20 protein-coding genes are annotated in these 26,386 nt (G+C 64.4%); 5 read left to right on the top strand and 15 right to left on the bottom strand.

Annotated elements, in window-relative coordinates:
- Window positions 1-129 precede the first annotated feature (129 nt).
- Entirely contained in the window at window positions 130-789 is a 660-nt protein-coding gene (locus AC27VQ_RS13780) for a glutathione S-transferase family protein (protein WP_488716706.1), read from the top strand.
- Here AC27VQ_RS13780 and AC27VQ_RS13775 read toward each other — a convergent pair.
- The 7 genes from AC27VQ_RS13775 to AC27VQ_RS13745 form a co-directional block, all read right to left on the bottom strand.
- Window positions 786-1,145, bottom strand: a complete 360-nt coding sequence (locus AC27VQ_RS13775; protein WP_488716705.1) for a hypothetical protein — start codon at window positions 1,143-1,145, stop codon at window positions 786-788. The two genes, AC27VQ_RS13780 and AC27VQ_RS13775, sit on opposite strands and share 4 nt — an antisense overlap.
- A gap of 36 nt (window positions 1,146-1,181) precedes the next feature.
- A complete protein-coding gene (locus AC27VQ_RS13770; RefSeq protein ID WP_488716704.1) occupies window positions 1,182-3,335 on the bottom strand; it encodes a cellulose synthase in 2,154 nt (717 codons plus the stop codon).
- Between the two features lie 154 nt (window positions 3,336-3,489).
- On the bottom strand, window positions 3,490-5,838 hold the full coding sequence (locus AC27VQ_RS13765) for a cellulose biosynthesis cyclic di-GMP-binding regulatory protein BcsB (RefSeq protein WP_488716703.1): 2,349 nt from the start codon (window positions 5,836-5,838) through the stop codon (window positions 3,490-3,492).
- The gene (gene bcsA, locus AC27VQ_RS13760) at window positions 5,835-8,006 is read right to left on the bottom strand and encodes a UDP-forming cellulose synthase catalytic subunit (protein ID WP_488716702.1); all 2,172 of its coding nucleotides are present in this window, start codon (window positions 8,004-8,006) and stop codon (window positions 5,835-5,837) included. Before bcsA ends, AC27VQ_RS13765 begins: the two co-directional genes overlap by 4 nt.
- An 85-nt stretch (window positions 8,007-8,091) precedes the next feature.
- Entirely contained in the window at window positions 8,092-9,030 is a 939-nt protein-coding gene (gene bcsN, locus AC27VQ_RS13755) for a cellulose biosynthesis protein BcsN (RefSeq protein WP_488716701.1), read from the bottom strand.
- Window positions 9,031-9,152: 122 nt separating this feature from the next.
- Window positions 9,153-9,932: a LytR/AlgR family response regulator transcription factor gene (locus AC27VQ_RS13750; RefSeq protein ID WP_488716700.1), complete on the bottom strand. Its 780-nt coding sequence runs from the start codon at window positions 9,930-9,932 to the stop codon at window positions 9,153-9,155.
- On the bottom strand, window positions 9,929-11,038 hold the full coding sequence (locus AC27VQ_RS13745; RefSeq protein ID WP_488716699.1) for a sensor histidine kinase: 1,110 nt from the start codon (window positions 11,036-11,038) through the stop codon (window positions 9,929-9,931). The genes AC27VQ_RS13750 and AC27VQ_RS13745 overlap by 4 nt, the downstream gene beginning before the upstream one ends.
- 281 nt (window positions 11,039-11,319) lie before the next feature.
- On the opposite strand from AC27VQ_RS13745, the gene AC27VQ_RS13740 reads away from it, so the two are divergent.
- Complete coding sequence (locus AC27VQ_RS13740) at window positions 11,320-13,653, top strand: pre-peptidase C-terminal domain-containing protein (RefSeq protein WP_488716698.1); 2,334 nt, start codon at window positions 11,320-11,322, stop codon at window positions 13,651-13,653.
- Between the two features lie 54 nt (window positions 13,654-13,707).
- Here the strand turns inward: AC27VQ_RS13740 and AC27VQ_RS13735 are convergent, their stop codons facing one another.
- Window positions 13,708-15,156 (bottom strand): amidohydrolase family protein, encoded by a 1,449-nt coding sequence (locus AC27VQ_RS13735; protein WP_488716697.1) that lies wholly within the window; start codon window positions 15,154-15,156, stop codon window positions 13,708-13,710.
- 437 nt (window positions 15,157-15,593) lie between these two features.
- On the opposite strand from AC27VQ_RS13735, the gene AC27VQ_RS13730 reads away from it, so the two are divergent.
- Window positions 15,594-16,328, top strand: coding sequence for a GntR family transcriptional regulator (locus tag AC27VQ_RS13730; RefSeq protein ID WP_488716696.1), 735 nt, complete (start codon window positions 15,594-15,596; stop codon window positions 16,326-16,328).
- A gap of 48 nt (window positions 16,329-16,376) precedes the next feature.
- Here AC27VQ_RS13730 and AC27VQ_RS13725 read toward each other — a convergent pair whose 3' ends face one another.
- The 7 genes from AC27VQ_RS13725 to AC27VQ_RS13695 all read right to left on the bottom strand — a co-directional run bounded on the left by AC27VQ_RS13725 (window position 16,377) and on the right by AC27VQ_RS13695 (window position 24,014).
- Complete coding sequence (locus AC27VQ_RS13725; RefSeq protein ID WP_313532522.1) at window positions 16,377-16,862, bottom strand: GlcG/HbpS family heme-binding protein; 486 nt, start codon at window positions 16,860-16,862, stop codon at window positions 16,377-16,379.
- A 108-nt stretch (window positions 16,863-16,970) separates the two neighbouring features.
- Entirely contained in the window at window positions 16,971-17,567 is a 597-nt protein-coding gene (locus AC27VQ_RS13720) for a response regulator transcription factor (protein ID WP_488716695.1), read from the bottom strand.
- Entirely contained in the window at window positions 17,564-19,192 is a 1,629-nt protein-coding gene (locus AC27VQ_RS13715) for a sensor histidine kinase (RefSeq protein WP_488716694.1), read from the bottom strand. Before AC27VQ_RS13715 ends, AC27VQ_RS13720 begins: the two co-directional genes overlap by 4 nt.
- Before the next feature lie 33 nt (window positions 19,193-19,225).
- Entirely contained in the window at window positions 19,226-20,671 is a 1,446-nt protein-coding gene (locus AC27VQ_RS13710) for an amidohydrolase family protein (protein WP_488716693.1), read from the bottom strand.
- Window positions 20,664-21,758: an amino acid ABC transporter permease gene (locus AC27VQ_RS13705; RefSeq protein WP_488716692.1), complete on the bottom strand. Its 1,095-nt coding sequence runs from the start codon at window positions 21,756-21,758 to the stop codon at window positions 20,664-20,666. Before AC27VQ_RS13705 ends, AC27VQ_RS13710 begins: the two co-directional genes overlap by 8 nt.
- Window position 21,759: 1 nt before the next feature.
- A complete protein-coding gene (locus AC27VQ_RS13700) occupies window positions 21,760-22,908 on the bottom strand; it encodes an amino acid ABC transporter permease (protein WP_488716691.1) in 1,149 nt (382 codons plus the stop codon).
- Window positions 22,909-22,994: 86 nt separating this feature from the next.
- On the bottom strand, window positions 22,995-24,014 hold the full coding sequence (locus AC27VQ_RS13695) for an amino acid ABC transporter substrate-binding protein (protein ID WP_488716690.1): 1,020 nt from the start codon (window positions 24,012-24,014) through the stop codon (window positions 22,995-22,997).
- A 586-nt stretch (window positions 24,015-24,600) separates the two neighbouring features.
- Between AC27VQ_RS13695 and AC27VQ_RS13690 the strand changes: the two genes are divergently transcribed.
- Window positions 24,601-24,969, top strand: coding sequence for a cupin domain-containing protein (locus AC27VQ_RS13690; RefSeq protein WP_488716689.1), 369 nt, complete (start codon window positions 24,601-24,603; stop codon window positions 24,967-24,969).
- Window positions 24,970-24,992: 23 nt separating this feature from the next.
- Window positions 24,993-26,378, top strand: a complete 1,386-nt coding sequence (locus AC27VQ_RS13685) for an NAD(P)/FAD-dependent oxidoreductase (RefSeq protein WP_488716688.1) — start codon at window positions 24,993-24,995, stop codon at window positions 26,376-26,378.
- The last annotated feature ends 8 nt before the right edge of the window (window positions 26,379-26,386 follow it).

The following is a 26,386-nucleotide window of genomic DNA, read 5'->3' as shown; positions in this document are numbered from 1 at the left end:
CTCCATCGTTCCCAAGGCAAAAACCGGTCGCTCGACAGCGTCCGCGTGCATCTTTTTGGCTTTCCTGAGAAACCGATTGCATTTCGCAATCGGATTTGCGACAAAAGGGCATAAAACGTGGAGGTCGTCATGAAACCGGTTCTCTATGCCCATCCCTTTTCCAGCTATTGTCAGAAAGTGCTGACAGCACTCTACGAGAACGGCACGGCGTTCGAGTACCGTCTGCTCGATCACAACGATCCGGAGACCCTTGCCGATTTCGAGCGGCGCTGGCCGATCAAGCGGTTTCCCATTCTCGTCGATGGCGACCACCAGGTGATGGAGGCGACCATCCTGATCGAATATCTCGATCTGCACTATCCGGGACCGGTGAGGCTCATTCCCGCCGATCCGGACAGGGCGATCGAGGTGCGCATGCTCGACCGTTTCTTCGACAACTATATTTCAACGCCGCAGCAGAGGATCGTCTTCAATGCCATCCGCGCGGAAGCCGACCGCGACCGCTATGGCGACAAGGAAGCGCGTGAGATGCTGGAACGCGCCTATGCCTGGCTCGACCGGCATATGGAGGGGCGCCTCTGGGCGTCAGGCGATACGTTTACGCTGGCCGATTGCGGCGCCGGCCCGTTCCTGTTCTATGCGGATTGGACCCATGCCATCGATCCGGCCTTCACCCATGTGCATGCCTATCGCAAGCGCCTGCTCGCCCGCCCGTCCTTTGCACGCGCCGTGGACGAAGGCCGCCCCTTCCGGGCATACTTTCCGCTCGGTGCACCGGACCGCGACTAGCCGGCCGGGCAGCCGCGCCGTTCACCTGCCGATGTCTTGCGCGCAATGCCGGTGACGATGAGCACAGATGCCTTTTCCCGGATCTCGACATGGCCGCGCAACGCCAGCCGGCCGAAATAGAGCGTATCCGTCTGTTTGATGCGCTCCCGATCAGCCTCTGCCAGTCCATCCAGCACGGGGGAGATGCTCTTGAAGGTCTTTCTCGTGGCAAGATCGCGCACGGTCGAGGACGGGCACGGCGCCTTGAAACAGCGCAGGCCATTGTCGCAGACGACATAGAGGCCGTCTGCCGCGGCAAGCGGTGCAGCAAGGCAAAACGACAACAGCACTGCTGAAAGACAATACCGGATTTTCATGCCGCATCCTTCCTGTGAATTGCGGCCGAAGCGCGATCAGTTCGGCCGCCGGTCTTCGGCGCGCATTTCGGCAAGGGCACGGATGGCGTCCTGCCGCCCGGTTTCGCCGAGCGCCTCGAACAGGCGGGCCGCATCGACCCGCATGCCGAGGTTCTTGTAGGAGAAGGCGCGCAGGATCATCAGGTCCGTCGGCTCGGCGCGCAGCTGGTTGCGCTGGTCGAGATAGCCGATGGTCTCACGGTAACGCTTGGCGCGGAAACTGCTGACGGCCCGGTCGGCAAGGATGGCTGTCTGCAGCTCGGCTCCGCGGCTGCCATCGAGCTTGGCCTTCGTGGCAGCAACGGCGGCGTCACTGGTCAGGCCTGCACGCAGATAGGCGAGGCTCTGGCCATAGGCCGCATCGCTGCGTGTGCGCCCCTCGCCATTCAGAGCCACCTCGAAGGCTTGCGCGGCTTCCAGCGGCCGGTTGCGCTCCATCAGGCACCAACCGAGCGTCAGCGCGCTTGCGGGCGCAAGGCCGGCAGGATTGCGCGTCGTACGGCACCCGGCCCCGGTATTGGCGGCATGCCGCACAGTGCGCACAATGCGCTGCGGCCGGGCGGCAACCTCCTCGACGACCTCGCGGGCAACGACGCGCTGCCCGGTGCGGGCCAGCCGTGGCTGGCGTTCGCTGATCACCTCGGTCTTCTTGTCCGTCGCGTCCTGTTCGCCAAGCCGGGCGATGCGCTCGGAACGATCGGCCCAGGCCTGCTTGACGGCGGCAAGGCCGGCTTCGTCCTGAAGGCGCAGCCGTGCGACGCCGAGACCGTAGGCGGCGGGCTCATAATCCGCTTTCCATTTTAGCACCAGGGCAAACCATTCCTCGGCGGTAGCCGGCTGGTCCATGGCCAGCGCATACCAGCCGAACTGCTCGCCCGTCTCGGGGTGTTTTTCCTCCAACGTCACCTGCGCGATGCGGTTCAGCACCTTGGCGTCGAGCCTCTGCGGCGGATCGAGCGCCAGGAGATTGGTGGTCGCGGCGAGATAGGTCTGCATCGCCTGGTCGGAGGTGGTGCGCCAGGCATACATCGCATCTTCGGCCTCGCCCGGCATCTTGCGGGCGAGAAGGATGAGCGCGAGGCCCTGCGAGGCGGAGGCGGAATCCTCGACGGCCCGCGCCTTGCGGAAGAAGGGTTCGGCGGCCGCGTTCTGGTCGCGCCGCAGGTGATACCAGCCGAGCAGCAACGCATCGGAGGCCAGCCCCTCGTCCGTCACCAGCTTTTCAACCAGCTTGAGATAGACCGGTGCAACTCTGATCTCGGGATCCTCGTCGCCTTCACCGACGAAACGGCGCGCGAGATCACTGCGGATCGCGTCGAATTCCTTGACGCCGTCAGGCCCGGTATGCTCGCGGGCGAGCAGGTCCTGCATGTCCTTGTAGCCGAGCAGCGTCGAAGCTTTCTGCACGGTCGCCACCCGCACCGGCGCGTCGGTGCAATTGTCGATCATATAGCCATAAGCATCCTTGGCGCGCTGCACGCGATCGGTCTTCACGAAGGCTTCCGCGACGCGCCAGAGCACGTCGGCATCCGAGCAGGTGAGCAGGCTCGGCGTCTCCGCCCCGAGCCGTACGACATCTTCGTTCTTGCCGACATTGGAAGCGGTGATCAGCTCGGCGCGCTTCTCCGCCACATCGAGGCGGTCGACCAGATCGGCCGGCGGCGTCCATTGCGGGTCCTGTTTCTGGCGCTCGGCGATCGCCGCACGCACATCCGCATAGCGCGACTGGCTGTAGAGCGCCCACATCGCCTCCAGCTGCTTGTCCTCGTTGACGGGCACGGCAAGCGGATTTTCCGGCGGGGTCCAGGTGGGATAAAGCGCGCGCAGGCGCGCGATCTCGGCATTGAGCCGGGCCGTATCGCCGCGCGACGCGAAATAGCGCAACGCGCTCTCGTCGACGGCGGGGCGGCGTTCGGTTTCGACGACCGGCGTGGTCTTCGCCTGACCGCTCTCGATCTGGGCAATTTCAATCCGCGACTGCTTGGCGGCGACGGTGGGAGCGTCGTCGGTGCTGCCGGTCGCCACGTCGTCGGTACCCACGCCGAGACGCGGCATGCCCTTCGTCAGGCCATCGGGCACGCCGAAGGACAGGCCGGCGACACCGGCCGCTCCAGCCGAGGCAAGGACGACCGCCATGAGGATCGACTTCATGCCGAGCTTCCTTCGGTACATATCAACCACACGGCTCCTTCCAGTCCGCAAAGGCAACGCCAAGGGTCGCCGGGAAGAAACCAACGAGCTTTGATAAAAGCGCGATAGGGTTAACCGGCCGTAAACAGCCACCCGTCAGTGTTGCGGGGTCTCGTCAGAGCGGGCGGCCGAAACGACGCAGAAGCCCTGAGGTCGCGATGCCCAGCAGAATCGACAGCGCACAAAAAACAAGCGCATAGGCGAGAATGTTCGACGACAGCCAATTCGCCGCGATCAACCTGACATTGGCGAAGGTCCACGCCTGGGTTGCAACGAACCGCGTGCGGCTGACCGCGCGTGTATCGAGCGCGTCGGCATCCTTGCTCTCCAGCGTCATGTAACCGTCGAGCTGCTGCCAGCGGTCGTCCTGCGCCACCGCATCCATGCCGGCACGAAGATCGGCACCCGTGGGGGCGGAAACGACCGTCCACACGGCCGTGCTCTCGGGGCTGTCGCCCTGCGCCACGAGGAAGCGGGCCGTATCGTCGGGCGCCACCAGTGCCTCCGCGCCCGGCAGGAGGCGAAGCGAGGACAGCGAGATGTCGAAGGTCTCCTGCAGCCACGTCTCGAACGCGGAAATCTGTCCGCGCCAGGAGCCCCCACGCACCCGCGACTGCCATTCGTTGAGCGCATCCTGTGTCACGCCCTGCCCGGCGCCGGCGCCCGCGCTACCCCAGCTCGAAGCACTCTCCGCCGCGATATGCGTCTGGCCGAGCACAAGGGGAGGAAGCTGCGAGATCGTACCGAAAAGGATGGCGTCCCGCTCGCCGATCGCCAGCGCCGAGGATTCCGGTCGCACCAGCAACGCCCGGCCACTCGAAACGGCCATCTTGCCGAGGAAGGTCGCGCTCGTCGACAGCGTGTCCGTGTCGAGACGGTCGAGATAGAGCGCGATCGGATCGGTCGCCCGCGAATAGGGAAAACCCGTGCCGGAAAGGGCGGCAAGGTTCGGCAGCTGCGCAATGCGGGCAAACCGCGGCATGCGGAATTCGGATGTGTCGAAGAGCGCGAAACGCGGCTCTTCCGACGCGCTGGAGCCGGGCGCGCAGACCTTGTCGGCGGCGGTCATCAGCACCGTTTCGATATCGATGCGGTTCGGCCCCGGCCGGAAGTGCCGCATGGTCACGCGGATCGGCAGATGGCGGAAAATACCGCCGTTGCGATTGGTGATCGGCACCGTCGAGGCGATATTGCCGTTGACGTAGATATCGACATGGCTGCCCGGCAGCACTTCCGCCGAATAGGCGGCGTCGAGCAGCAGCGTCGCCTCGCCATAGGCGCCGGCATAGAAGTCGGAGGGAATGCCGATGTCGAAGCCGGTGCGCAGGCGCCGGCCGCTGAACTCGGCGGTGCGCACGCCGAGCGAAGCCAGCTTCAGCGTCGCCTCGCCTGCCACCAGCGGCATTTCGGCCGCATTGCGCTGGCGTACACTGAGCGCCTCACGCGCCACACCAAGCGGCCGGTCGATGGGAGAGACCATGCCCTCCACCGCCCCTTCGATGGACGGCCAGTCCGGCCCGCTGACGACGAAGATCTTGCGGTCGCCCGAGGGCGCATCGACAAAGGTGGCGATCGCCGAGGAGCGGGCGGAGGCCGGCAGGCCGGGCAAGAGTGGCGCAAGATCGGCCGCGGTGCCGACCATGACCTGCAACTCGCCTGCCCCGCCCGTCGCGGGTAGCGCATCGACCACATCGAACGTCTGGTTCGGCATCTTCGCCATCAGGGCAAGGCCCTGGCTCAGGCGCATCAGGGCATTGGTGGCGACCGGTTGCCCCATCTCGGGCACGACCATGGTGAATTTCGTCTGGCCGTTCGGGCCGACGCCGATACCGGCAATGTCGTCGGTCGTGAGCAGGCGGCCGCTGGTATCGCGCGGCACCGTCAGATAGGTGCGCGCCGGATCAAGCGAGGTCCAAAGATCATAGGTCGAGCGGATCGTGCAATCGGTGCGGTGGCGCTGCACGGTATTGAACGTCACGCGGTTGACGCCCGGCCTGAGCAGGCCCGTCGGCAGGTCGAAGCGCATGTCCTTCGTGCCCTCTGGCGACTGCACGGGCATTTCGCCGACCGTCACATCGTTGACGACGACGGTAAGGCTGGAGACTTCGGGCGCGACGACGACAGCGTTGGAGTAGCCGAGATTGATCGACGTCGCAGCCGCCGCCTGCTGCGGCGTCAGATAGACCGGGAAGGAACGGCTCGCCGCCTCGCCTTCGAGCATCAGCGACGTCGCCGGAATGATGTAGCGCCGCGTCGCGGTATCGGAAACCTCCGTCGCCTTATCCGGCACCTTGGTCTCGACGGCAGGCGTTGTGTCATCGACGATCGCCGGCTTTGTATCCGTCGTCGGCCCGCGTTCGCCCGACATGTCGAAAGGTACAGCCGCCTGCTGGGCGAAGGCGGTCGATGCGGAGAGCAGGAAAGCAAGGCCGAGCAGCGCGGACCTTGGGGGAGAAAACCTCACGACGCGCGCTCCTTCTTGCGTTCGCCGCCGAAGCTGCGAACGAAATAGATAAGCCCGCGGCTCGTCTGGTAGGCGGCGATGCCGAGGAACCAGAGGGTGCCGCGGAAAAGGCCGGGATTGTAACGGCGCGAAACCTGGAAATCGCTCCACTGGTTGGAATTGGCGAAGATGAGGTCAGCGACGAGCGAATGGTGGCGCGCCACCTCCGGCATGAAACGGCAGCCGACGGCCAGAACGCTGCCGAGGCTTTCGACATTGCGCACTTCGACGGGCAGCGATTCCTCCTCCGTCGCACCCGAGGGCGTGAAGCGCAGATAGCCGCGCGCATTCGCCTCGACCTGCGTCTCCAGTCCGAAGACCTGCACGCGCGCACCGTTGGCAGAGACGTTTTCCAGCGTCGAGGGATAGTCGCGCCCGTCGAGCACGAAGGTGCAGCGGCGCTTGACCGTCACACGCCGGCTCGACGCCTTCTCGCTGCGTTCGGACACAACGCCGAGCGCGCAGCCGGCAATCAGCAGGTTGAGCAGGTTCCAGGCCCCGACGACGAAGGTGACGTCCGCCTTGTAGGGTTCGGCATAGAACCGGTAGATACTCATTAGGAAGGCGATGAACAGCACGCCGAAAATGACGAAGAACGGCCGGCTGATTTCCGACAGGCGTGAGACACTGATCGACTCGTCCTTCGCCGTCACCTTGAAGGTCGGCTTGGTCGGATTGAGCATCACGGAGACGACGGCCGGCAACAGGTGCACACTCTGCACATATTCATAGAGCTCGGATATCCACGGCCAGCGGAACGAACCGTAGAGATAGTTCTGCATCATCAGGTTCACGAGCATATAGGCGAGCGTGTAGCCCAGAAACTCGCCGCCGGAAGCCGTGAAGATTTCCAGATCGAAGAAGAGATAGAAAAGCGGCGCGACGAGGAAGATCGTGCGCGGGAACGGAAACAGCCAGAACAGCATGGACGACATGTAGCAAAGCCGCTGCGGCACCGAGAGCCCGCCCTTGAAGAGCGGAAAACGGAAACGCAGGATCTGCATCATGCCCTGCGCCCATCGGCTGCGCTGGCCGATGAAGCTGGCAAAGGTCGCAGGCTGGAGGCCGGCGATCAGCGGCTTGTCGACATAGACGCTGTTCCAGCCTCGCGAATGCAGCGACAGCGCCGTTTCGCAGTCCTCGGTGATCGACAGGCCGGAAAAGCCGCCGGCCTCGTTGAGCGCGGTGCGCCTCAACACCGCGGCCGAGCCGCAGAAGAACGAGGCGTTCCACTTGTCGAGGCCGCGCTGGATGATGCCGTAGAACATCTCGTTCTCACTCGGCATCTTTTCGAAGGTGCGCAGGTTACGCTCCAGCGGATCGGGATTGAGGAAAAAATGCGGTGTCTGGACAAGGAAAAGTTTGGGATCATCCGCAAAGAACCCGACCGTCTCGCGCAAGAAGTCGCGGGCCGGCGCATGGTCGGCATCGAAGATGGCGATGAGTTCGCCCGTCGAATGCTGCATGCCGTTGTTCATATTGCCGGCCTTGGCATGCTCGTTGCGGGCGCGAGTCAGGTAGTTGACGCCGAGATCGCGGCAGAGGTCCTGCAATTCGCGGTGCCGCGCTTCGGCGGTCTGCGCCTCGATCACGGCAGCGGCATTGCGCTTCTGCTCCGTGCCGCCGTCGTCGAGCAGCCAGATGGTCAGCTTGTCGGCCGGATAGTCCATCGCCTTGGCGGCGGCGAGCGTGTTGGCGAGCAGGCCGACATCCTCGTTGTAGCTCGGCACGAAAACATCGACCGAAGGCAGCCGCTCCTCCTCGGCCCTGCGGCCCTTGCGCGGCGGCAGCGGCATCGCCACGACGAAGAGGCTGAGCGCCAGCATCATGACGCTGTACATCTCGGCGAGATAGAGCAGGAAGCCGGGAATGAAGTTTTCCAGCTGGTTTAGCGGCGGCAGCGTGCTCGTCGTGCGCCAGTAGACATAGCGCAGCACCACGGCGGTGCCGAACGCAAGCGCGATCAGCCGCCAGATGCCTTCCGCCCTGAGCACCTTGATCACGGCGATGAGGGTGACGACCGCGATACTGGCGATCAGCTGGGTCTGCAGATTGATCGGCAGCGTGATGACGAGGATCACGAGGGCAGAGACAAACGCCCACAGGATGATCGTGCCAGTATGTCTCATGCGCCGCCCTTCGCCATCATAGCGTTCCAGCCCGGACCTTATGCACCATTACGTTAAGGAAAAATTAGGCTGGGCGGCCGCTTTGTCAATTACAGGTTGCCGAACCCGATGCGCCCGTAACGCATACGGGTGACGGCACCACAATAGCATCACCCTCCGCGCCCGTTGCCGTCACCGTGGTGTTCACGCCACCGGAGGGCGACGGCACCACCACGACATCTTTGGCAATGGCATCCCTGGCCACCACCTGCTCCGCACGCCGGGCAACGGGCTTGGTCTCGGTCACACGCCGGACGACCAGCGCCTTTTCGACGGTCTCGGCGCTGACGACGGTGCGCCGCGGCTCCTCGATCGCCACCCGCAGCGGCTTTCCGCCGCCGACCTCGGCATCGACAGCCGCCGGGGTGCCGTAGGGGTTCCATGTCGTGCCGGAAAAGCCGCCGGTGATGGTGTAGCCATACATCAGCTCGACCAGCTCCTTCTCGCTTGCCCCCGCCTGGCAGACGCGCAGGCGAATCTGGAGCATGCCGAAACTGTTTAGAAGGTTGCGGTCGGCCTCGTCCGAGCGGATTTGCTGCCAGCCATAGAGGCAACCGTCATCGCCGGCGCCGGGACCATAGGCATAGCCGAAGGGGCCATAGGTGTTGCGCACGAAATTGCTGGAGATCGTCAGCCGACCACCGGGCACATAGGCGCGGATTTCCGCCTGGATCGCCGAATGGCGCACCGGCTTGAAGGCGAGCCCGCCGGCCGGCATCGCAACCGTTTCGGCAGGGCCGAAGGCCTGGATGCTGATGAAATTCTGGCCCGATGTCGAGGCCGAGGTGGACAGCGCGATCTGCTGCTCGATGGCATTGGTGTATTGGCGCTGGATCACGCTGACGATGGACAGCGTGCCGGGCGCGGGCAGAACCAGCGCGCTTGCCGTCGGGACCGTCGAGGAAAGCGTCGCGACGCCCGCGCCTGGCCGCGCAGCGCAACCGCCAAGCAACCCGATGGCGACCGTCGCCAACAGGGAGCCCATCCGAAACGCGCCGCCGCCGCGGCCGAAAAAACGAATCGCTGCCGAATCATCCATGGATCACTCATATTTCGACGGGCGCCGAATAGGAATCCCCAGATCCCACCACATGCCGGCAATCCGCCCTAAAGGCCGACGAGCTTCATACAGGACAGATAGCTGCGGCCGATGCGGACCTCGCTGCCATCAAGAAGTTCCGCCGACCAGGAACCATGGCGGCCGCGCCGAAAGCCCTTGATGGCCTCCAAGCGCAGGATCGTGGATCGGTGAACGCGGATGAACTGTTCGGCCGGCAGCCGGCTTTCGAGCGAGGCGAGCGTCTCATCGAGCAGATAGGTTTCGCCGTCGGCATAGAGGCGGGCATAGTCCCGCTCGGCATCGATACGGGTGACGCCCCCTGCCGAAACCCGCACCAGCCGTCCGCGCGAGCGCACCCAGAACGGCGGCAGGCCCGCCTGCTCCTGACGCATCGCCTTGCGCAACGCATCGAACGCCGCCGTCATCTCCGCCAGCCGCTCTGCGGCATTGCGGGTCTCGAGGCGCTGGCGCACGCGCAGGAGCGAAGCAGCCAGCCGCTCCTCCTCCACCGGTTTCGTCAGATAGTCGACGGCATCGGCGGCGAAGGCAGGAAGCGCATAATGGCCAAAGGCGGTGACGAAGACGATGGCGGGCGGTGCATCCCGCAGGGCATCGACCACGTCGAAGCCATCGCCGCCCGGCATGCGAATATCCAGCAGCAGAAGGTCCGGCCGGTGCCGGCGCGCCGCCTCGACCGCCTCCGTGACGTCGCCGGCCTCGGCCACCACCCGCACGCCGCCGATGGCGGCGAGCAGGCGGGCGAGCCGCCGGCGCGCGATCGGCTCGTCATCGACGACAACAGCGGTCAGCTCGCGTTCGCCGGTCATGAACGCGCAAGCGGCAGCGAGAGGCGCACACCGAAGCGGCCGGGGCGGATATAGCCGCTGGAGAGTGACGCCGCACCGGAGAAATGCGCTGCGATGCGGTCGGCGACATTGCGCAGCCCGATGCCCATGCCCGCCGGCATCCCGTCCGCATCGGCCGGCGGCGTATCGTTCTCCACGGTGATGACCAGGGCATCGTCAAGGCGCTCCGCACGCAGCATGATCTCCACCGCTCCCCGCGTCGCGCCTACGCCGTATTTAACCGCGTTCTCGAAAAGCGGCTGAAGGATCAGCGGCGGCACGCAGATCTCGCGCACATCGTCATCCACGGCGAAGGAGACCTTCATCCGGTCTGAGAAACGCGTGCTTTCCACCGCAAGATAATCCGACTGAAGCGCCAGCTCCTCGCCGAGCGGGATATCCTGCGTCGGGTCGAGCGTCAGCGTCTTGCGCAGGAAGGCGGAGAGTTTCAGCACCATGCCGCGCGCATGCGCATTCGCCCCCTCCTCGATGAGCCCGGTCATGGCGTTCAGCGTGTTGAACAGGAAATGCGGATTGACCTGATAGGCGAGCGCCCGCATCTGCGCCGACAGTGCCTCTTCGCGCAGCGCCGCCATGCGCCGCTCGCCCTCGGCGAGCGCCATGCTGTAGCAGAGCACGAGATAGAGGCAGCACCATCCGAAGAACAGCGACATGCCGAAGATAAGGCTATAGGCCAATTCCTTGGGATCGACCGGCGCCGGTGCCGGATAGACGCAGAAGACATAGATTAGGTAGTCGGCGACGGCCGAAACCGGCGTGGCGGCAAGCGAGAGGGCAAAGGCTGCCATCGCCTGCTGCCAAAGCGGCCAGGACAGTGTGCGCTTGAGCAGCATCGTCATGCCCGTCGTCAGCACCAGGGCAAAGGCGATCGAGGCGAGTTTGCCTGGCGCGGATTCGATCGGGTCCGTTCCGGCGACCGCCCAGAGCACGCTCGTCGACAGGAAAACGGCCACCCAATAGGCAGCGGCGAGACGGAAGACGGCCTTGCGCCGCTCCATGTCCTCCCGATTTTGCCTGGTCTCCTTGCGTGCCACCGCTCCAAAACCGGCCTCGGCTAAACTGGCCATTCCATCCCTCGCAACCGCCCTTGTTCAATCAGGACTATTCCGCCGATTGCCGCGCCTGTCGATAGACGCTCGTCGCCGCAGCAGGGCCGTTCGCAGAAATTCGCTCCTTCGGTGCTGCCCGCCATGTTCTTTCCCGGACGCGGCGGAAGCGAACGAGATTCGATGATCGGCGATGGGCGGCGCACGGCTGCGTCGGACGAGCCTCGCCGCTCCGCTGCCACGGACGGGCGCCGAAGCCCGCCGCTGCCATGCAGAATCCCCTATTGATTTGAGGAGTTCATATGTCCACCATTCCCGGCGACACATCGACGAACGCAACGATCAGCACTGGCCAGGTCATCAAGAACAACCTGACCGCCTCAGGCGACGCCGACTGGTACAAGGCCGCCTTTTCCGCGGGGCTCGACTACGGCTTCCGCCTTTCCGGCGACGGCTCCGGTTCGTCCATGCCCGATCCGGATCTCTATCTCTACGACGCCAACGGCAATTACCTCGAAGGCGAAACGAACTATTCCTCCAGCACGGTGACGATCAGCTTCTCGGCCCTTGCCGGCGGCACCTACTTCGTCGGCGTCAAGGATAACGGCAGCGACATTGGCAACTACATCCTCACCTGGCTCGGCAACGACACGATCCGCCGCGACGTCAACACGACGGCGACCCTGTCCCAGGGACAGACCGTCAAGGGTACCGTGGATGTCGCCGGCGATTCGGACTGGTACAAGATCAACCTCAAGGCAGGCCTGAACTACGGCTTCGTCGTTTCGGGCGATGGCAGCGGCTCCTCGATGCCGGATGCCGACCTGTTCCTGCGTGACGCCGACGGCAACTGGGTGGCAGGCGAAACGAACTACAGCAGCAGCGTCAACGCCTTCTCCTATGCATCAAGCCGCACAGGCGTCTATTTCCTCGACGTCAAGGACAATGGCAACGACATCGGGAACTACAAGCTCAACTGGGTGGGCGCCGACACGATCCAGCGCAACATCACGACGACCTCCGTTCTCGCCACGGGCAAAAGCATCACGAGCGCCATCGATGTAGCCGGCGATTCCGACTGGTTCAAGGTCAGCCTCAAGGCCGGCATCAGCTATGCCTTCACGGTGACGGGCACCGGCACCAGCGGCCTGCCAGACGGCGATATCTTCCTGCGCGATGCCAACGGCAACTGGGTGGCCGGCGAGACCAACTATTCCTCCGCGACAGGTCTCGTCACCTTCACGCCGACCTCCTCCGGCACCTACTTCATCGACGTCAAGGACAACGGCAGCGATATCGGCCGGTACATCGTTTCCAACCCCAGCCTCGATACCGTTTTCAACAACGTCAAGACGACCCACGGCATTCTCGCCGGCCGGACGATCGGCGGCAAGATCGACGTGCAAGCCGATAGCGACTGGTACGGCTTCACCGCCAAGGCCGGCGTCACCTACACCTTCACGGCAAGCGGCACGGGTACGGCGGCGGCGAGCGGTCTCAAGCTGGTCCTGCGCGACGCAAACGGCAATGTCATCAGCTCGGATGCGGACGCGTCCGCTCTTATCGAATTCAAGGCGACCAGCTCCGGCAAGGTCTTCCTCGACGTCGCCGGTTACTCGTCCTCCATCAAGGGTGACTTCATCCTCACCGCCATCTCCAACGAGGCCGTCCAGAAGGGCACGGCGGGCGCCGACTCCATCAAAGGCGGCGAAAACAACACCACGATTTACGGCTACGCAGGCAACGACATCCTCAACGGAGCCGGCGGCAATGACGTGCTGAATGGCGGAGCCGGCGCCGACAAGCTCTATGGCGGAAGCGGCACCGATACGGCCTCCTATCAGAACGCGACCAGCGGCGTCGTTGCGAGCCTCCTCAAACCCACGGCGAACACCGGCGAGGCAAAGGGTGACGCCTATTCCTCCATCGAGTGGCTCATCGGCTCGGCCTTCAGCGACAAGCTACAAGGCAACGGTGCTGCAAACCGCCTCAGCGGCGGCGCCGGCAACGACCAGCTCTACGGCGAGGACGGAAACGACGTTCTCATCGGCGGTGCCGGTGCAGACAAGCTCTACGGCGGCAACGGAAGCGACGCCGCCTCTTATGCGGATGCCAAGGCGGGCGTCGTGGCAAGCTTCGCCAAGCCGACCTCCAACACCGGTGATGCCAAGGGCGACACCTATTCCGCAATCGAAAACCTGATCGGCTCGGCCTATGCCGACCGGCTTGAGGGCAACGGTGCTGCCAACATCATCAACGGCGGCGCCGGCAACGACCAGATCTATGGCGGCGGCGGCGCGGACAAGCTCTATGGCGGCGCAGGCGCCGACCGCTTCGTCTTCACGAGCTACAAGGACAGCACCACGACCGTCCGCGACATGATCTACGACTTCTCGCAGAGCCAGGGCGACCGGATCGATCTATCAGGCATCGATGCGCGCTCATCGACGAGCACGAACGACGCCTTCACCTTCATCGGCGAAAAGGCCTTCACCAAATCGGCCGGCCAGCTTCGCTATGTGAACAGTGACGGCGACACTTTTCTCTATGGTGACGTGAACGGCGACGGCGTCGCCGATTTCTCGGTCCGTCTCGACAAGACCATCGACTTCGTCAAGGGCGACTTCATCCTGTAAGACAGGACATTCTATGAGATGGGATGGGGCGGTTTCGGCCGCCCCGCTCTCCATTCACTGCGCGACGGACTCGTAGCGGGTGTTGCGCCAGTAGCCGGAGGGTTCCGAAAGGCAATCTTCCAGCCCCGCCCGCTCGAACGCCTTCCTCTGCTCGGCGGCAGCTGTTTCCAGAATGTCGTCCGTATCAAGATGCGCCACCTTGCGGCCGCGCATCAGCACGCGCCCATTGACCATCACCGTGTCCACGTCGGCCGCATTGGCGAAATGCGCGATGCGCAGCACCGGCATGCCCGGCGGATAGAGATGGGGCTTGCGCATGTCGACCAGCACGATATCCGCCTTCTTGCCCACTTCCAGCGAGCCGATCTCATGTTCCAGCCCCAGCGCCCGGGCGGCGTGGATCGTCACCAGCTCGATCGCCTTGCCAGGCGGCAGATAGGCGGGATCGCGGAAATGGCGGCGATGATAGTGCATCGCCTGCGCCATATGACGGAACATGTCGTAGCCGCGGTCCGGCGCGGATGCATCCGAGGCAATGCAGACATTGATGCCGGCATCGAGCAGTTCCGGCACGGGGCAGCGGCCATAGATCGACATGATGGCGCTCGGATTGTGGATGATGGAGGCGCCGGTCTCCTTCAAGGCCGCAAAATCCTCGGGCGTCAGGTCCACGCTGTGGCCGAGCAGCGCGAAACGACCGAGCAAACCGAAATCACGGGCGAGCGCGATCGAGCCCTCACGATGGCCGTCCTGGGTGAAGAGCACGCCCAGCCGCTCGCGGAGTGCCATGACGGCGGCGCCCATGGCGGCGATCTCCCGGCGGTCGGCGGGATCCTCGATCTGTTTTGCATTATAGACCGGCATCATCAGGCACACGCCGGTGCCGCGGCCGAGCACATCGTTCCAGCGCGTGATGAGGTCTTCGCTGACATCTAGCTGCTGCTGGAACGTGACGGCAACATCGCGCACCGGCCCGTCGTCGAACCGGCGGAAGCTGCGGGGAAACGGTGGACGGCGCGGACCGACGGCGAGAATGGTGCGCAGGCCCGATTGCGCGGTCGCGCCGCAATGGGCGTCGCCGAAGGCCGGGTCGTCGGTGCGCATGATATCGGCCCCGCCGCCGAGCAGCGTCATGCCCGTCGTCACGCCGGCCATCAGCCGCTCAAGCATGGTGAGCTGCGCTTCCGCCCGCCAGAAATCCGGTGTCGAGCCCTGGGCATAGACGCCCTCGCAAACCTCGGTCCAGCGGTCGACGTCACCGTAACCGGCCGCGCGGATGAGGCCGTGGCCGGCATGGGAATGGCAATCGATGAGGCCCGGCATCGCAACCATGCCGGTGCCGTCGATGACCTCTTGTGCCCCCTCCGGCGGCGCATCCTCCTTTGAGCCGATCCCGACGATGCGGTCACCCGCAACAGCGATCCAGGCGCCTTCGATGACACGGCGTTCCTCGTCGACGGTCAGCGCCGTCACATTGCGCAGGAGCACATCCAGCTGGTTCATGCCCGTTCCTTTCTTCATACAAATATAGTAATTATTGTACACAAAATCATCAGCGAGACCTTGGCAAAATGCAAGCGATATTCCATTATAGCCTGCATGTGACCGGCACGACAGCCGACGAACGGCATTCCTGCGCATCTCCAGGCGAAGGCGCGTGAAACCTCCGCTGGAAGCGCTCGCCCCATGGGCCTCCTGGCGAATTGTGAAACGGGGCCGGATTCGGCGTCACATCAGCGGTAAAATCCCGCATTCCAAACCAGAACACCCGCAAATTTCCGGAATTTGGTATACAGCGCTGGCGCGGTGTGTTGCGGATCACGTCCACCATCTTGTATTGCTCGGCGCAAGTACTCATTCCCGTCGGACTGTGCCCGGGGAATGAACGGAAAAAACGGCGATGGAACGGTCGGGCGGAGCGACCGCCGATCGAGGGAGAGATGATGGACCAGGCGTCGAAAACAACGGCCGGCGTGCACGCTGCGGCCACGAAGTCCAGAAAGCGGACAGGCCCGACCGACGCGCATATCCATGGCGAGATCTACGGCGCCATCATCAACCATCGCCTGCGCCCCGCAACCCCGTTGCAGGAAGACGCGCTGGCGGGCGCCTTCGGCGTTTCGCGCACCATCATCCGCAAGGTGCTGCAACGGCTTGCCCATGAGAAGCTGGTCGAGCTTATTCCCAACAAGGGTGCCTTCGTGGCGCGGCCGTCCATCGAGGAGGCGCGGCAGGTCTTTGAAGCGCGGCGCGGCATCGAATGCCTGCTGATCGAAAAGCTGGCGCTGACGGTCACGGAAGACAACATTCGCCAGCTGGCCGGCATGGTGGAAGACGAAGCCGACGCCGTGGCGCGCAACGACAAGAAGCGCCGCGTCCAACTGTCAGGCGATTTCCACCTCGAACTGGCCAACATGGCCGGCAACGTGGTGATGCGCGATTTCGTACAGGAACTCGTCTCGCGCACATCGCTGATCATCGCGCTCTACGAATCCCCCGGCGCCGTGCCCTGCTCGCATGGCGAACATGCCGAAATCATCGATGCGCTGAAGCGCAGAGACGCCAAACGCGCAGCAAGCCTGATGGACCATCACCTGCGCCACATCGAGGCACAGATCGACCTCGAGGAACAACCAACCCGCGTCGACTTCAACGCCCTCTTCCGGACGGCATGAAAGCCCCGGCTTCCAACGGAAACCAGGGCTCTCGATTAAAATCCGCGATTACTTCAGCTTGGCGCTGACGGCTTCGATGCCGGCGCGTGCGCATTCGTCGTCGATATCACCGCTCGGAGCGCCGCCGACGCCGATGGCGCCGATCGTTTCTTCACCGGCCTTGACCGGAACACCGCCGGCGAGAACCAGCAGCTTGTCGATCGAAACGAGCTGGGCAGCCGCCGGGTTCTTGCCGACGTTTTCGGCGATCTTCTGGGTCGGCGTGCGGAAGGAAGCGGCGGTGTAGGCCTTGCGGACGGCGCTGTCGAGCGTGTGCGGGCCGGCGCGGTCGGCGCGCAGGACGACGCGGGTCAGACCGGCGCGGTCGACGACGGCAACCGTGACGTTGAACTTCTTGGCGGCGCAGGCCTTGACGGCGGCATCGGCAGCTTCGACGGCGATGTCGAGCGGCATGTTGCGCTCGGTGAGGATTTCGGCCTGGGCGGCGCCAGCAAGCGTCAGGGCGGCAAAGGCAGCGGCTACGAACGTCTTCATGAGTATCTCCATCTGGGGCCGCTCAGGTCTCGTTGGCGGCGACGTCCTCTTTTCGGAGATTTCCGCCTTTTGCGGTATCGGTGGACGGACGGAGCGGGGTCCGTAGGACTACGGAGCCTGGCCGATCAGCGACAGGCGCGCGAACTCCGCGACCGACGTCGTGCCGAGTTTCTGGGCGATATTGGCGCGATGCGTATCGACCGTGCGGGGCGACAGTTGCAGAGCCTCCGCGATCTCCTTGGTCGACCAGCCGCGGCCCACCATGTCGAGCACCTCGCGCTCGCGATCGGTCAGCTGCGCGACAAGCTGTGCGGCTTCCGCCTTCTCCGCCCGCGCATCAAGCGCACCGGAGGCCTGCTGCAGGGCCTCGATTAGCACCTGCTCGTCGATCGGCTTCGTCAGGAAATCCACCACGCCGGCCTTGAAGGCCCGGCGGCAGGCATGCACGTCGCCATGGCCGGTGCAGATGATCGTCGGCCAGTCGCAGCCGATGGCGCGAAGCTTCTCATGCAGTTGCAGGCCGGTGATGGCGGGCATGCGCAGGTCGAGCATCAGCACGCCCGGCTTCAATTTCGGCGCCCGCGCCAGAAAGGCGGTCGGATCGCCGAACGTCTCGATGCGGATGCCATAGGTGCCGAGCAACAGCGAAAGGGCGCTGCGCACGCCCTCGTCGTCATCGACCAGATAGACCGGCGCCATCGTCATTCCGCTGCTTCCTCTCGTCCTGTGGTTTCCTGCGCGGCCGGCAGGCGCACGGTGAAGACCGCGCCGCCCTTCGGGTCGTTCTCTCCCGAAATGCCGCCGTCGAAACGTTCGACGATGCTTTCGCACAGGCTGAGGCCAAGACCCATGCCGTCTGCCTTGCTGGAGAAGAACGGCTCGAACAGCCGTGGCAGAATATCCGGCGGAATGCCGGTGCCGTTGTCCGAGACGGTGATCTCGTAGTTTCCGCCTGCGGCTTTCAGTGACACCAGTACCCGCCCGTCCCCTCGCCCCGCCTGCTCCACCGCATCGGCGGCGTTGCGGATGAGGTTGTGGATGACCTGCTCGATCTCGACGGGATCGACACGCGCCAGGGCCGGCGCATCCGGCAGATCGATATCGAGCGTGATACCGCGCCGGTCGAGATCGATGCGCGACAGCGCGACGATATCGGCAAGGTGCCGGCACAGATCGTGCACGCCGGCCTCCGGCGCGCTCTTGCCGACATAGGCGCGCAGCCGTACCAGAATATCGGCGGCGCGCTTGGCCTGCTGCACATTGGCGGCCAGCACCGTGTCGATCGGCGTATCCGCAAGGCCGTTCGCCGCCGCGATGCGCCGCCCGGCCTGGCTCTGGCTGAGCAGCGCCGTCAGCGGCTGGGTGAGTTCATGGGCGATGCCGGAGGCCATCTCGCCCATGCTGTTGATGCGCAGCGCATGGGCCAGCTTCGTCTCGTGCTGGCGCAGCGCCTCGCGCCGCGACGCCGCCTCTGCCGCCTCGCGGGCGACGGCCGCCTCGTGACGATGGCGCAGCAGCGAACGCACGAGCACGAGGCCGGCCAGCGACACGGCCGCGAAGAGCGCCAAGGGCAGCGGCGGCAGAAGCTGAGCCAGCGTGACATGCCGCTGCAAGGACAGCCTTAGAGGTTGCGTGGCGCTGGCGATCGGCGCGTCAAAACTGACTGTCCGGGCCAGGAAAGACGTTTCGGCGGGTGGGGTAGTGCCTGTTTCCAGCAGCGGCCCCGCCGCCGTCGAAAGCTTCAGCAAGGCCCAGCGCGGCAGTTCCTCGCCCTCGACGAGCCGTGCCCCGTCGATATCCAGGCTGACGGCCAATTCGTCGTCCATGCGCTTCATCAGGCGATAATGGCCGGGCTTGGCATCCGGGCCATAGACCGCCTTGCCGGGCGGCAGCTTTTCCACCGCCTTGAAGACCTGCAAGGGGTCGGCCGTCGTGCCATCCGCGGATGTCGCCGAGCTCACCACGCCGGCCTCTTCGGCCGCACGCACACTGATAAGATCGATCGCAACGATGCGCGGATAAAAGCGCAGGATCGACCCCGCGACAGGGCCGAAATCCTCAGACGGCTGCGCCCGGGCGAGACCGAGCGCGCTGAGGCTCGTCAGATGCGCATCATGCTGGGCAACGCGCTGAGAGATCGCCCGTTGCAGCGCGCGACCGCTTTCCGACACCTCCTGCTCCAGCGCCTGCCGGTGGCTTATAGCCGACATGAGCCCGAAGGCAGCGACGAGCAGCAGCCAGACGCCGGCAAGGGCGGCGGGGGAACGGAGGAAGGTCAGGCGTCGATGCATCGAAAGTGAAGCCGGCTCAGGGATCGGGGACGCCATCATAGGATGTCCCTCCTCCCTTGGCGATCCGCAGCATCACGGATGCGGCAATACCGGCAGCGAGAGCGGCGCGAGCTCGCAAGCCGGGCGACCGCGCGGATCGTTCGCCTGCAAACGGCGCACCGCAAAATCCTGCACCGCCTGCAATTCCCTCAGAGCGCCGTCGTAATCCACCCGCGTCGGCCGGTCGTTTTCCATCACGCAGGCACCATCGACATAGACGGCCGCCACCGCACGCTCCGCGGCGCAATGCAGCAGATTGCGCAGGGGATCGTAGACCGGCTGCATGCCGGGATGCTTGAGATCGACCAGCGAGAAATCCGCTTTCGCGCCCTTGGCGATGCGGCCGATATCGCTGCGGCCGAGCGCCCTCGCACCGGCAAGCGTCGCCACGTCGAAAATATCCGCCGTCGAAACGTCGAACACCGTGCCGCCGGCGATGCGCGCATTGATCAGCGCCGTGCGCATCTCTTCCAGCATGTTGAACGGGTAGCTGTCGGTGCCCAGCGCCACGTTGACGCCGCTCTTGCGATAGCGGCCGACCGATTGCAGCACCATGCCGCTGCGCGCGAAGGTGACGGGGCAATGGGCGACGCTGGTCCGGCTGGCCGCGAGACGCTCGAAATCCTCGGCCGTGCGCTGGCGTGTCCAGGCGTGACTGTCGATGAAGATGCAGTGGCCGAGGATGAGATCCGGGCCGAGAACGCCGAGCGTTTCGAGATAGCGCACGGCGGTCAGGCCGTGGCGGCGCAGCAGTTCCTCATGCTCGGCCATGGTCTGGGCGGCATGGATGGTGATCGGCACCGTGCGGTCGCGCGCGGCCTGGGCCGCCTCCTGCAAAAGCTCCGGCGAGCAGGTCTCGACCTGCGCGGGGGCGACGATGCCGCCGAGCCGGCCGGACGGGTGAGCCTCAGCCGCATCGACCGTTTCCAGCGCGCGCGCAAAGGCCTCACGGCCCCGCGCGGCATCCCAACGGAAATCGAGACGATGGCTACCCTCGACATGCCAGGCCGCCTCGCGGAAACCGGGCGCGACATAGGCGCGCGCACCGCTCTGCGCCAAGGTCGGCAGCCAGCAGTCATGCGGACCGGCAATATCGACGAAGGTGGTGACGCCGCTGCGCAGGAGATCGCCGAGCATCACGGTCAGCGCCGCCTGCACAGCATCGTCGCTGATCTCGATCAGCGTCGAATATTCGTACATCGCCTGCCCCCAGAGGGCCGCCGTGCCCTGGTCCTCGAACAGGCTTTTCGAAATGGGCTCCTCGCCGGAATGGCAGTGCACATTGACGAAGCCCGGCAGGACCATGCGGTCGCGGCCGGAAATCTCGTGCTTGAACGGGCCGTCGTAACGGCCGCCGACATGCAGGAAGCCGCTGTCGTCGAAGGCGACGTCGGCATCGTTGAGATAGGCATGGCCGCCGGTTGCCGCGTTGAAGGCGACGACGGTGTGGGCGTTTCGGATGACGGTAATGTCAGGCATGGGTCGTCCTCAAATGTTTTTCGAGGAAACGGCTATAGGCGCCCATCAGGGCACTGAAGGTGAAATAGACGGCGGCGGCGACGAGATAACCTTCGAGCACCGCGATGCCCTGCCATTCCGGATCGCGGATGGCGGAGCGCACCGTATCAAGGAAATCGACGAGACCGACGATGGTGACGAGCGTCGTATCCTGGAAGAAGCCGATGAACAGACCGACCATCGGCGGAATGACCTTCTTCAGCGCTTGCGGCAGCACGATCTTGCGCATGACCTGCCAGTAATGCAGGCCGAGCGATTTGCCGGCCTCGACCTGCCCCGCCGGCACGTCCTGCAGGCCGCCGCGCACGATCTCGGCGATATAGGCCGAGGCGAAGAGGATGATCGCCACCTGGGCACGCAGCAGTTTGTCGATCGTCACGCCATCGGGCATGAAGAGCGGCAGCATGACCGTCGCCATGAAGAGGATGCTGATCAGCGGAACGCCGCGCACGATCTCGATAAAGCCGACGGCCAGCACCCGGATCGCCGGCAGATTGGAGGCACGCGCCAGAGCCAGTACGATACCGAGCGGCAGCGCAAGCGTCAGCCCGACGAAGGAGAGCATGAAAGACAGCGGCAGGCCGCCCCAGTTCGACGTCGCGACCGGCGTCAGGCCGAACACACCGCCGGCCATGAGGATGTAGAGCAGCGGCAAGATGACGACGATCCAGGCGATGAGCAGCCCCCGGCTCCAGAAGCGCGGCATCATGGAGAACAGGCAGGCGCCGAAGAGGAGAAGCAATGCCGAGAGCGGCCGCCATTGCTCCTCATAGGGGTAGAAGCCGAACAGCATGTAGCGCATTTTTTGCGCCACGAAGGGCCAGCAGGCGCCGCTCGCCAGTTTGCAGGCCTCGCCGCTGCCGGAAAACACGGCGTCGATGAACAGCCAGCCGATCGCGAGCTTGGCGACAAACAGGATCGCGACGATCGAGGCGACGCTGATGACGGTGTTGCCGGGCGTTCCGAAATAGGCGGAGAGTTTGCTCAAACGCGCGGCGGTCGGGGCCGGCTGCGGCGGGGCGAGGACCAGGGTTTGAACGTCGGTCATCTCAACGCTCACTCAGCGCGACATGCGCATTGTACCAGTTCATCACAAGCGAGATGGTGATCGACAGGCCGAGATAGACACCCATAAAGATCGCAATCGTTTCAATGGCCTGGCCGGTCTGGTTCATCACGGTGTTGGAGACCATGACGAGATCCGGATAGCCGATGGCAATGGCCAGCGAACTGTTCTTGAACACGGTAAGATAGGTGTTGGTGAGCGGCGGGATGATGATGCGCAGCGCCTGCGGCAGCACGACGAGCCGCATGGCCTTGCCGCGCGAAATCCCAAGCGCGGCAGACGCTTCCCACTGCCCCTTGTTGACGGCCTGGATGCCGGCGCGCACGATTTCCGCGACATTGGCCGAAACGCTGAGCGCTAGGCCGAAGAGCAGCGCCACGAATTCCGGCCGCACATGCAGCCCGCCCGTCAGGCGGAATTTGCCGGCGGTCGGAAAATCCCATGTCACGGCAACGCCATTTGCCAGCCACAGCAGCAGCGCAGGCAGAACGATCACGGCCAGCGCGATGAGCCCGCCATGGTTGGATTGCCCGGTCGTCACGCGGCGGCGGGTCGAGACGATGCGGATGACGAGGGCCGCGACGGCACCGCCCAGCAGGGAGGCAAGAAGCGCCAGCCCGCCGCTTTCGACAAGCGCTGCCGGCACGACGAGGCCGCTGTTGGAAAGATAAACGCCCGGCAGCAGGTTCAGCGCCTGCTTGACCGGCGGCAGGATCAGGATGATCAGCGAATACCACAGAAACAGATAGAGCAGCAGCGGCACGTTGCGCAAAAGCTCGACATAGACGAGCGCGAGCCGTGCCAGCAGCGGATTGTGCGAGAGCCGTGCAATGCCCACGCCGAGGCCGAGCACCGTGCCGAAGATCGCCGCCAGCAACGAGACCTTCACCGTGTTGGCGATGCCGACGAGGATCGCCCGGCCGACCGTATCGGTCTGCTCGAAGGCGATGGCCGATTCCGTGATGACGAAGCCGGCCGGCCGCGTCAGGAAATCGAAGCCGGTCGCGATATTCTGCTTGGCGAGGTTGCCGCTCGCCGTCGAAAACATCGTCCAGCCGACGAGCGCCACGAAACCGATCGCGACGATCTGATAAAAATAGGCGCGAAAGCGCATGTCATGCAGGAAAGCCATGAAACCTCGCCGCCATGTCAGGAAGTGAAGAGGGCGCGCGCACCGCTATGCGCGCGCCCGGGCGATCGCTTAGAAAAGGAAAGCGATCAACGGATCGGCGGCGAGTAGATCAGGCCACCGGCGTTCCACAGCGAGTTCGGGCCGCGCGTCATGCCGAGCTTCGTGCCCTGGCCGACATTGCGCTCGAAGACTTCGCCGTAATTGCCGACGCTCTTGATGACATTGTAGCCCCACTTGTTGTCGAGGCCGAGCATCTTGCCGAGTTCTTCGGTGGCGCCGAGCATGCGCTGCACGTCCGGATCCTCGCTCTTCAGCTTCTCGTCGACATTCGCCTGGGTGATGCCCTTCTCTTCGGCGGCCATCAGCATCCAGACCGACCAGGAAACGATGTCGCCCCACTGGGAATCGTTCTGGCGGAAGGCCGGCGCCAGCGGCTCCTTGGAAATCGTGTCGGGCAGGACGACGTAGTCGTCCGGGTTGTTGGCGACGGCGCGGATAGAGGCAAGGTCGGAACGATCCGAGGTGATCGCTTCGCAGCGGCCGGAGAAGAACGCGGCGCGGTTTTCGTCCGGGCTTTCGAAGACGACCAGCTCGAACTTGCCCTTGATGGCGGCGAAGAAGTCGGAAATGTTCTGCGCCGTCGTGGTGCCCGGCAGGGTGCAGATCGCGGCTTCCGTCAGCTCTTTGGCGCCGGTGACGCCGAGCGACTTCGGCACCATCAGGCCCTGGCCGTCATAAAACACCGTCGGACCGAAATCGAGACCGAGCGAGGCGTCGCGCGAGAAGGTGTGCGTCGTCTGGCGCGAGAGAACGTCGATCTCGCCGGACTGCAGCGCCTGGAAGCGCGTGTTGATGTTGGTCGGGACGAATTCGACCTTGTCGCCATCGCCGAAGACGGCAGCCGCGATCGAGCGGCAGATGTCGGCGTCGAAGCCCTGCATCCGGCCCTTATCGTCGGGGGCGGCAAAGCCCGGCGTCGCCAGCGAAACGCCGCAGACGAGCTTGCCGCGCGCCTTCACGGTTTCGAGCGTGGTTGCGGCCGAGGCCGAGCCGGCAGCTGCCAAGCCGAGTGCGGCAGCAAAGATCGAAAGAATTGCCTGTTTCATGCTTCCCCTCCCATTGGGTGTTGGTTGAGCCGATGGCACCGCCCTCCAGCAGCACCCCGGCCAACATTGCGATCTCCCGGATCGCCTGAATTGTGTACAATGCTAAAAATCCAACAGCAACAGATACGTATATAAAATCTTCGTCATTTCGCACAAAGAATCGTGGGCAATCGACATCATCACATGACGGAATTGCATCAAAAGGTGCCGCTTTCAGCCTTCGGTACCGTTACGAGGCCGTGCGGAAAGGTGCCGCCACATTGACCGACGAATAAAAGATACAATTGAAAAATCTATAGTATACAATTACGATCACAAGCGCAGTGAACGAGGCCATGAAGCTCTATCGCGGCAAACTTGCGGTCCATGGCCCAAGAGCACGCCGCCATCGCGCTGGATAGACCCGAAAATTCTCCCGGAGGGCGGGGCTGGAACGCGAATGTTCCGGCCCCGTCGTGGTTTTGGGCCCCGTCCTGGCGCTCTCCGATCACCTACCCATTTGGCGTATTCCGCAGTTTTTGGCCGCGCGCCAAATACGGACATGCCCTGCGAAAGCGGGAAAATGCTTCAACAAAGGTAGGAATTCATGTCGAAAGTCATCAAGCTCGGCCGCGACGGCGTTGGTCTCAACGCGCTCGAAAAGTGCAGCGTCGTCCCCGCGGAAGCCATTCTCTCCGGCTTTGCCGAAGAGATAGGCGACGTGCATTTCGAAAGCGCCGACGGCTCGCTCGTCATCGGCACCTGGCAGTGCACGCCCTATGCCGAAATGCTCGTCTATCCCAACGGCACCGAATATGCCGTCATCGTCTCGGGCAAGGTCGCACTGACCAATCCGGACGGCTCCGTCGAGACCTTCGGTCCCGGCGAAAGCTACATCCTGCCGCCGGCCACCGAAGTGCGCTTCGAGGTGCTGGAAACCATGCGCAAGATCTACGTCCTCCAGACGGCCAAGTAAGCATTAGACGGGGAGGACAGACCATGACATCGAAAGCGCTCGCCGACGTGAAAATGGAACCCTTCTGGCTGGATCGACCCGACCGGCCGGAAACGCTGCCTCCCCTCACCGCCCCGCGCAATGCCGACCTGCTCGTGGTCGGCGGCGGCTTTACCGGCCTGTGGGCCGCCATCCAGGCCCGCCAGGCAAAACCTGAAAGCACCGTCATCCTGATCGAGAAGGCAAGCGTCGCCAGCGGCGCGTCCGGCCGGCCCGGCGGTGTCGTCTCCACCTCGGTCATGCATGGCCTGTCCAATGCCGCCCGTATCTTCCCCAAGGATATCGCCGCGCTGGAAGTGCTCGGCAAGGAGAACATGCACGGCTTCATGCAGACGATCGCCGACAACGGCATCGACTGCCATGCCGAATGGGGCGGCGAACTCAACGTCGCCATCGACGACAGCCAGATCGACAGCCTGCGCGACGAACACGCGCTGCATCTGAAATACGGGCACAATGCCGTCTTCCTCGACCAGTCGGCGCTTGCCGACCATATCCGCTCGCCGCGCTACAAGGCCGGCGTCTGGACGAAAGACGTCGCCGGCACCGTGCATCCCGCCCTGCTCGCCTGGGGCCTGAAACGGCTGGCGCTGGAACTCGGCGTCGAAATCTACGAAAGCACGCCGCTCGAAACCATCGAGGAGACCGGCGGCAAGATGCGTGTGAGGACGCCGCACGGCTCCGTCACCGCCGGCCGCGTGCTGCTCGCCACCAATGCCTTCATGGCCGGCCACAAGCACATCAAGCGCCGCATCGTGCCGATCCGCGACCGGGTGCTCGCCACCGAACCCTTGTCCGATGCCCAGATGGCCGCCATCGGCTGGGGCAACCGGCAGGGCATCTACGACATGCGCACGCAGATGAACTATATGCGGCTCACCAAGGACAACCGCATTATCTTCGGCGGTCGTCTCGCCTATGCCTTCAACGGCGACACGTCGCCCGCGGTCGACCGCGCACACGACACCTATGCGCCGCTCGCTAGCGCCTTCTTCAATACCTTCCCGCAGCTCGAAGGCCTGCGCTTCAGCCACGCCTGGAGCGGCGCCATCGACCTTTCCACCCGCATGGCCGTGCATTTCCAGCGCTATTTCGACGGCAAGGTCGTCTATGCCGGCGGCTATTCCGGCTTCGGCGTCTCCGCCTCGCGCTTTGGCGCCCGCGTCGCGCTCGACATTCTCGCCGGCTCGACGCTGCGGGAAAGCAGGCTGGAATTCGCAACACAGCTGCCGTCCATCGTGCCGCCGGAGCCGTTCCGCTGGCTCGGCGCGCAGATCACCATGAATGCGCTTGATACGGCGGATGCCAAGGGCGGATGGCGGCTGCCCTGGCTGAAATTCGTCTCGGCACTGGGCTTTCCGCTGCACTGAGAGGTCGG

It is taken from the genome of Shinella sp. 20P9.1.1 (assembly GCF_057798995.1).
This window is presented reverse-complemented; position numbering and strand designations above follow the sequence as displayed.

Excerpts from the sequence above, each read along its gene's own strand:
- AC27VQ_RS13710 (WP_488716693.1), bottom strand. The coding sequence starts at position 20,671 with ATGCCTGACATTACCGTCATCCGAAACGCCCACACCGTCGTCGCCTTC.
- AC27VQ_RS13750 (WP_488716700.1), bottom strand. The coding sequence starts at position 9,932 with ATGACCGGCGAACGCGAGCTGACCGCTGTTGTCGTCGATGACGAGCCG.
- bcsA (WP_488716702.1), bottom strand. The coding sequence starts at position 8,006 with ATGAGACATACTGGCACGATCATCCTGTGGGCGTTTGTCTCTGCCCTC.
- AC27VQ_RS13725 (WP_313532522.1), bottom strand. The coding sequence starts at position 16,862 with ATGAAGACGTTCGTAGCCGCTGCCTTTGCCGCCCTGACGCTTGCTGGC.
- AC27VQ_RS13735 (WP_488716697.1), bottom strand. The coding sequence starts at position 15,156 with ATGAACCAGCTGGATGTGCTCCTGCGCAATGTGACGGCGCTGACCGTC.
- AC27VQ_RS13730 (WP_488716696.1), top strand. The coding sequence starts at position 15,594 with ATGATGGACCAGGCGTCGAAAACAACGGCCGGCGTGCACGCTGCGGCC.
- AC27VQ_RS13705 (WP_488716692.1), bottom strand. The coding sequence starts at position 21,758 with ATGACCGACGTTCAAACCCTGGTCCTCGCCCCGCCGCAGCCGGCCCCG.
- AC27VQ_RS13700 (WP_488716691.1), bottom strand. The coding sequence starts at position 22,908 with ATGGCTTTCCTGCATGACATGCGCTTTCGCGCCTATTTTTATCAGATC.
- AC27VQ_RS13720 (WP_488716695.1), bottom strand. The coding sequence starts at position 17,567 with ATGACGATGGCGCCGGTCTATCTGGTCGATGACGACGAGGGCGTGCGC.
- AC27VQ_RS13685 (WP_488716688.1), top strand. The coding sequence starts at position 24,993 with ATGACATCGAAAGCGCTCGCCGACGTGAAAATGGAACCCTTCTGGCTG.
- AC27VQ_RS13695 (WP_488716690.1), bottom strand. The coding sequence starts at position 24,014 with ATGAAACAGGCAATTCTTTCGATCTTTGCTGCCGCACTCGGCTTGGCA.
- bcsN (WP_488716701.1), bottom strand. The coding sequence starts at position 9,030 with ATGGGCTCCCTGTTGGCGACGGTCGCCATCGGGTTGCTTGGCGGTTGC.
- AC27VQ_RS13745 (WP_488716699.1), bottom strand. The coding sequence starts at position 11,038 with ATGGCCAGTTTAGCCGAGGCCGGTTTTGGAGCGGTGGCACGCAAGGAG.
- AC27VQ_RS13715 (WP_488716694.1), bottom strand. The coding sequence starts at position 19,192 with ATGATGGCGTCCCCGATCCCTGAGCCGGCTTCACTTTCGATGCATCGA.
- AC27VQ_RS13775 (WP_488716705.1), bottom strand. The coding sequence starts at position 1,145 with ATGAAAATCCGGTATTGTCTTTCAGCAGTGCTGTTGTCGTTTTGCCTT.
- AC27VQ_RS13770 (WP_488716704.1), bottom strand. The coding sequence starts at position 3,335 with ATGAAGTCGATCCTCATGGCGGTCGTCCTTGCCTCGGCTGGAGCGGCC.
- AC27VQ_RS13690 (WP_488716689.1), top strand. The coding sequence starts at position 24,601 with ATGTCGAAAGTCATCAAGCTCGGCCGCGACGGCGTTGGTCTCAACGCG.
- AC27VQ_RS13740 (WP_488716698.1), top strand. The coding sequence starts at position 11,320 with ATGTCCACCATTCCCGGCGACACATCGACGAACGCAACGATCAGCACT.
- AC27VQ_RS13780 (WP_488716706.1), top strand. The coding sequence starts at position 130 with ATGAAACCGGTTCTCTATGCCCATCCCTTTTCCAGCTATTGTCAGAAA.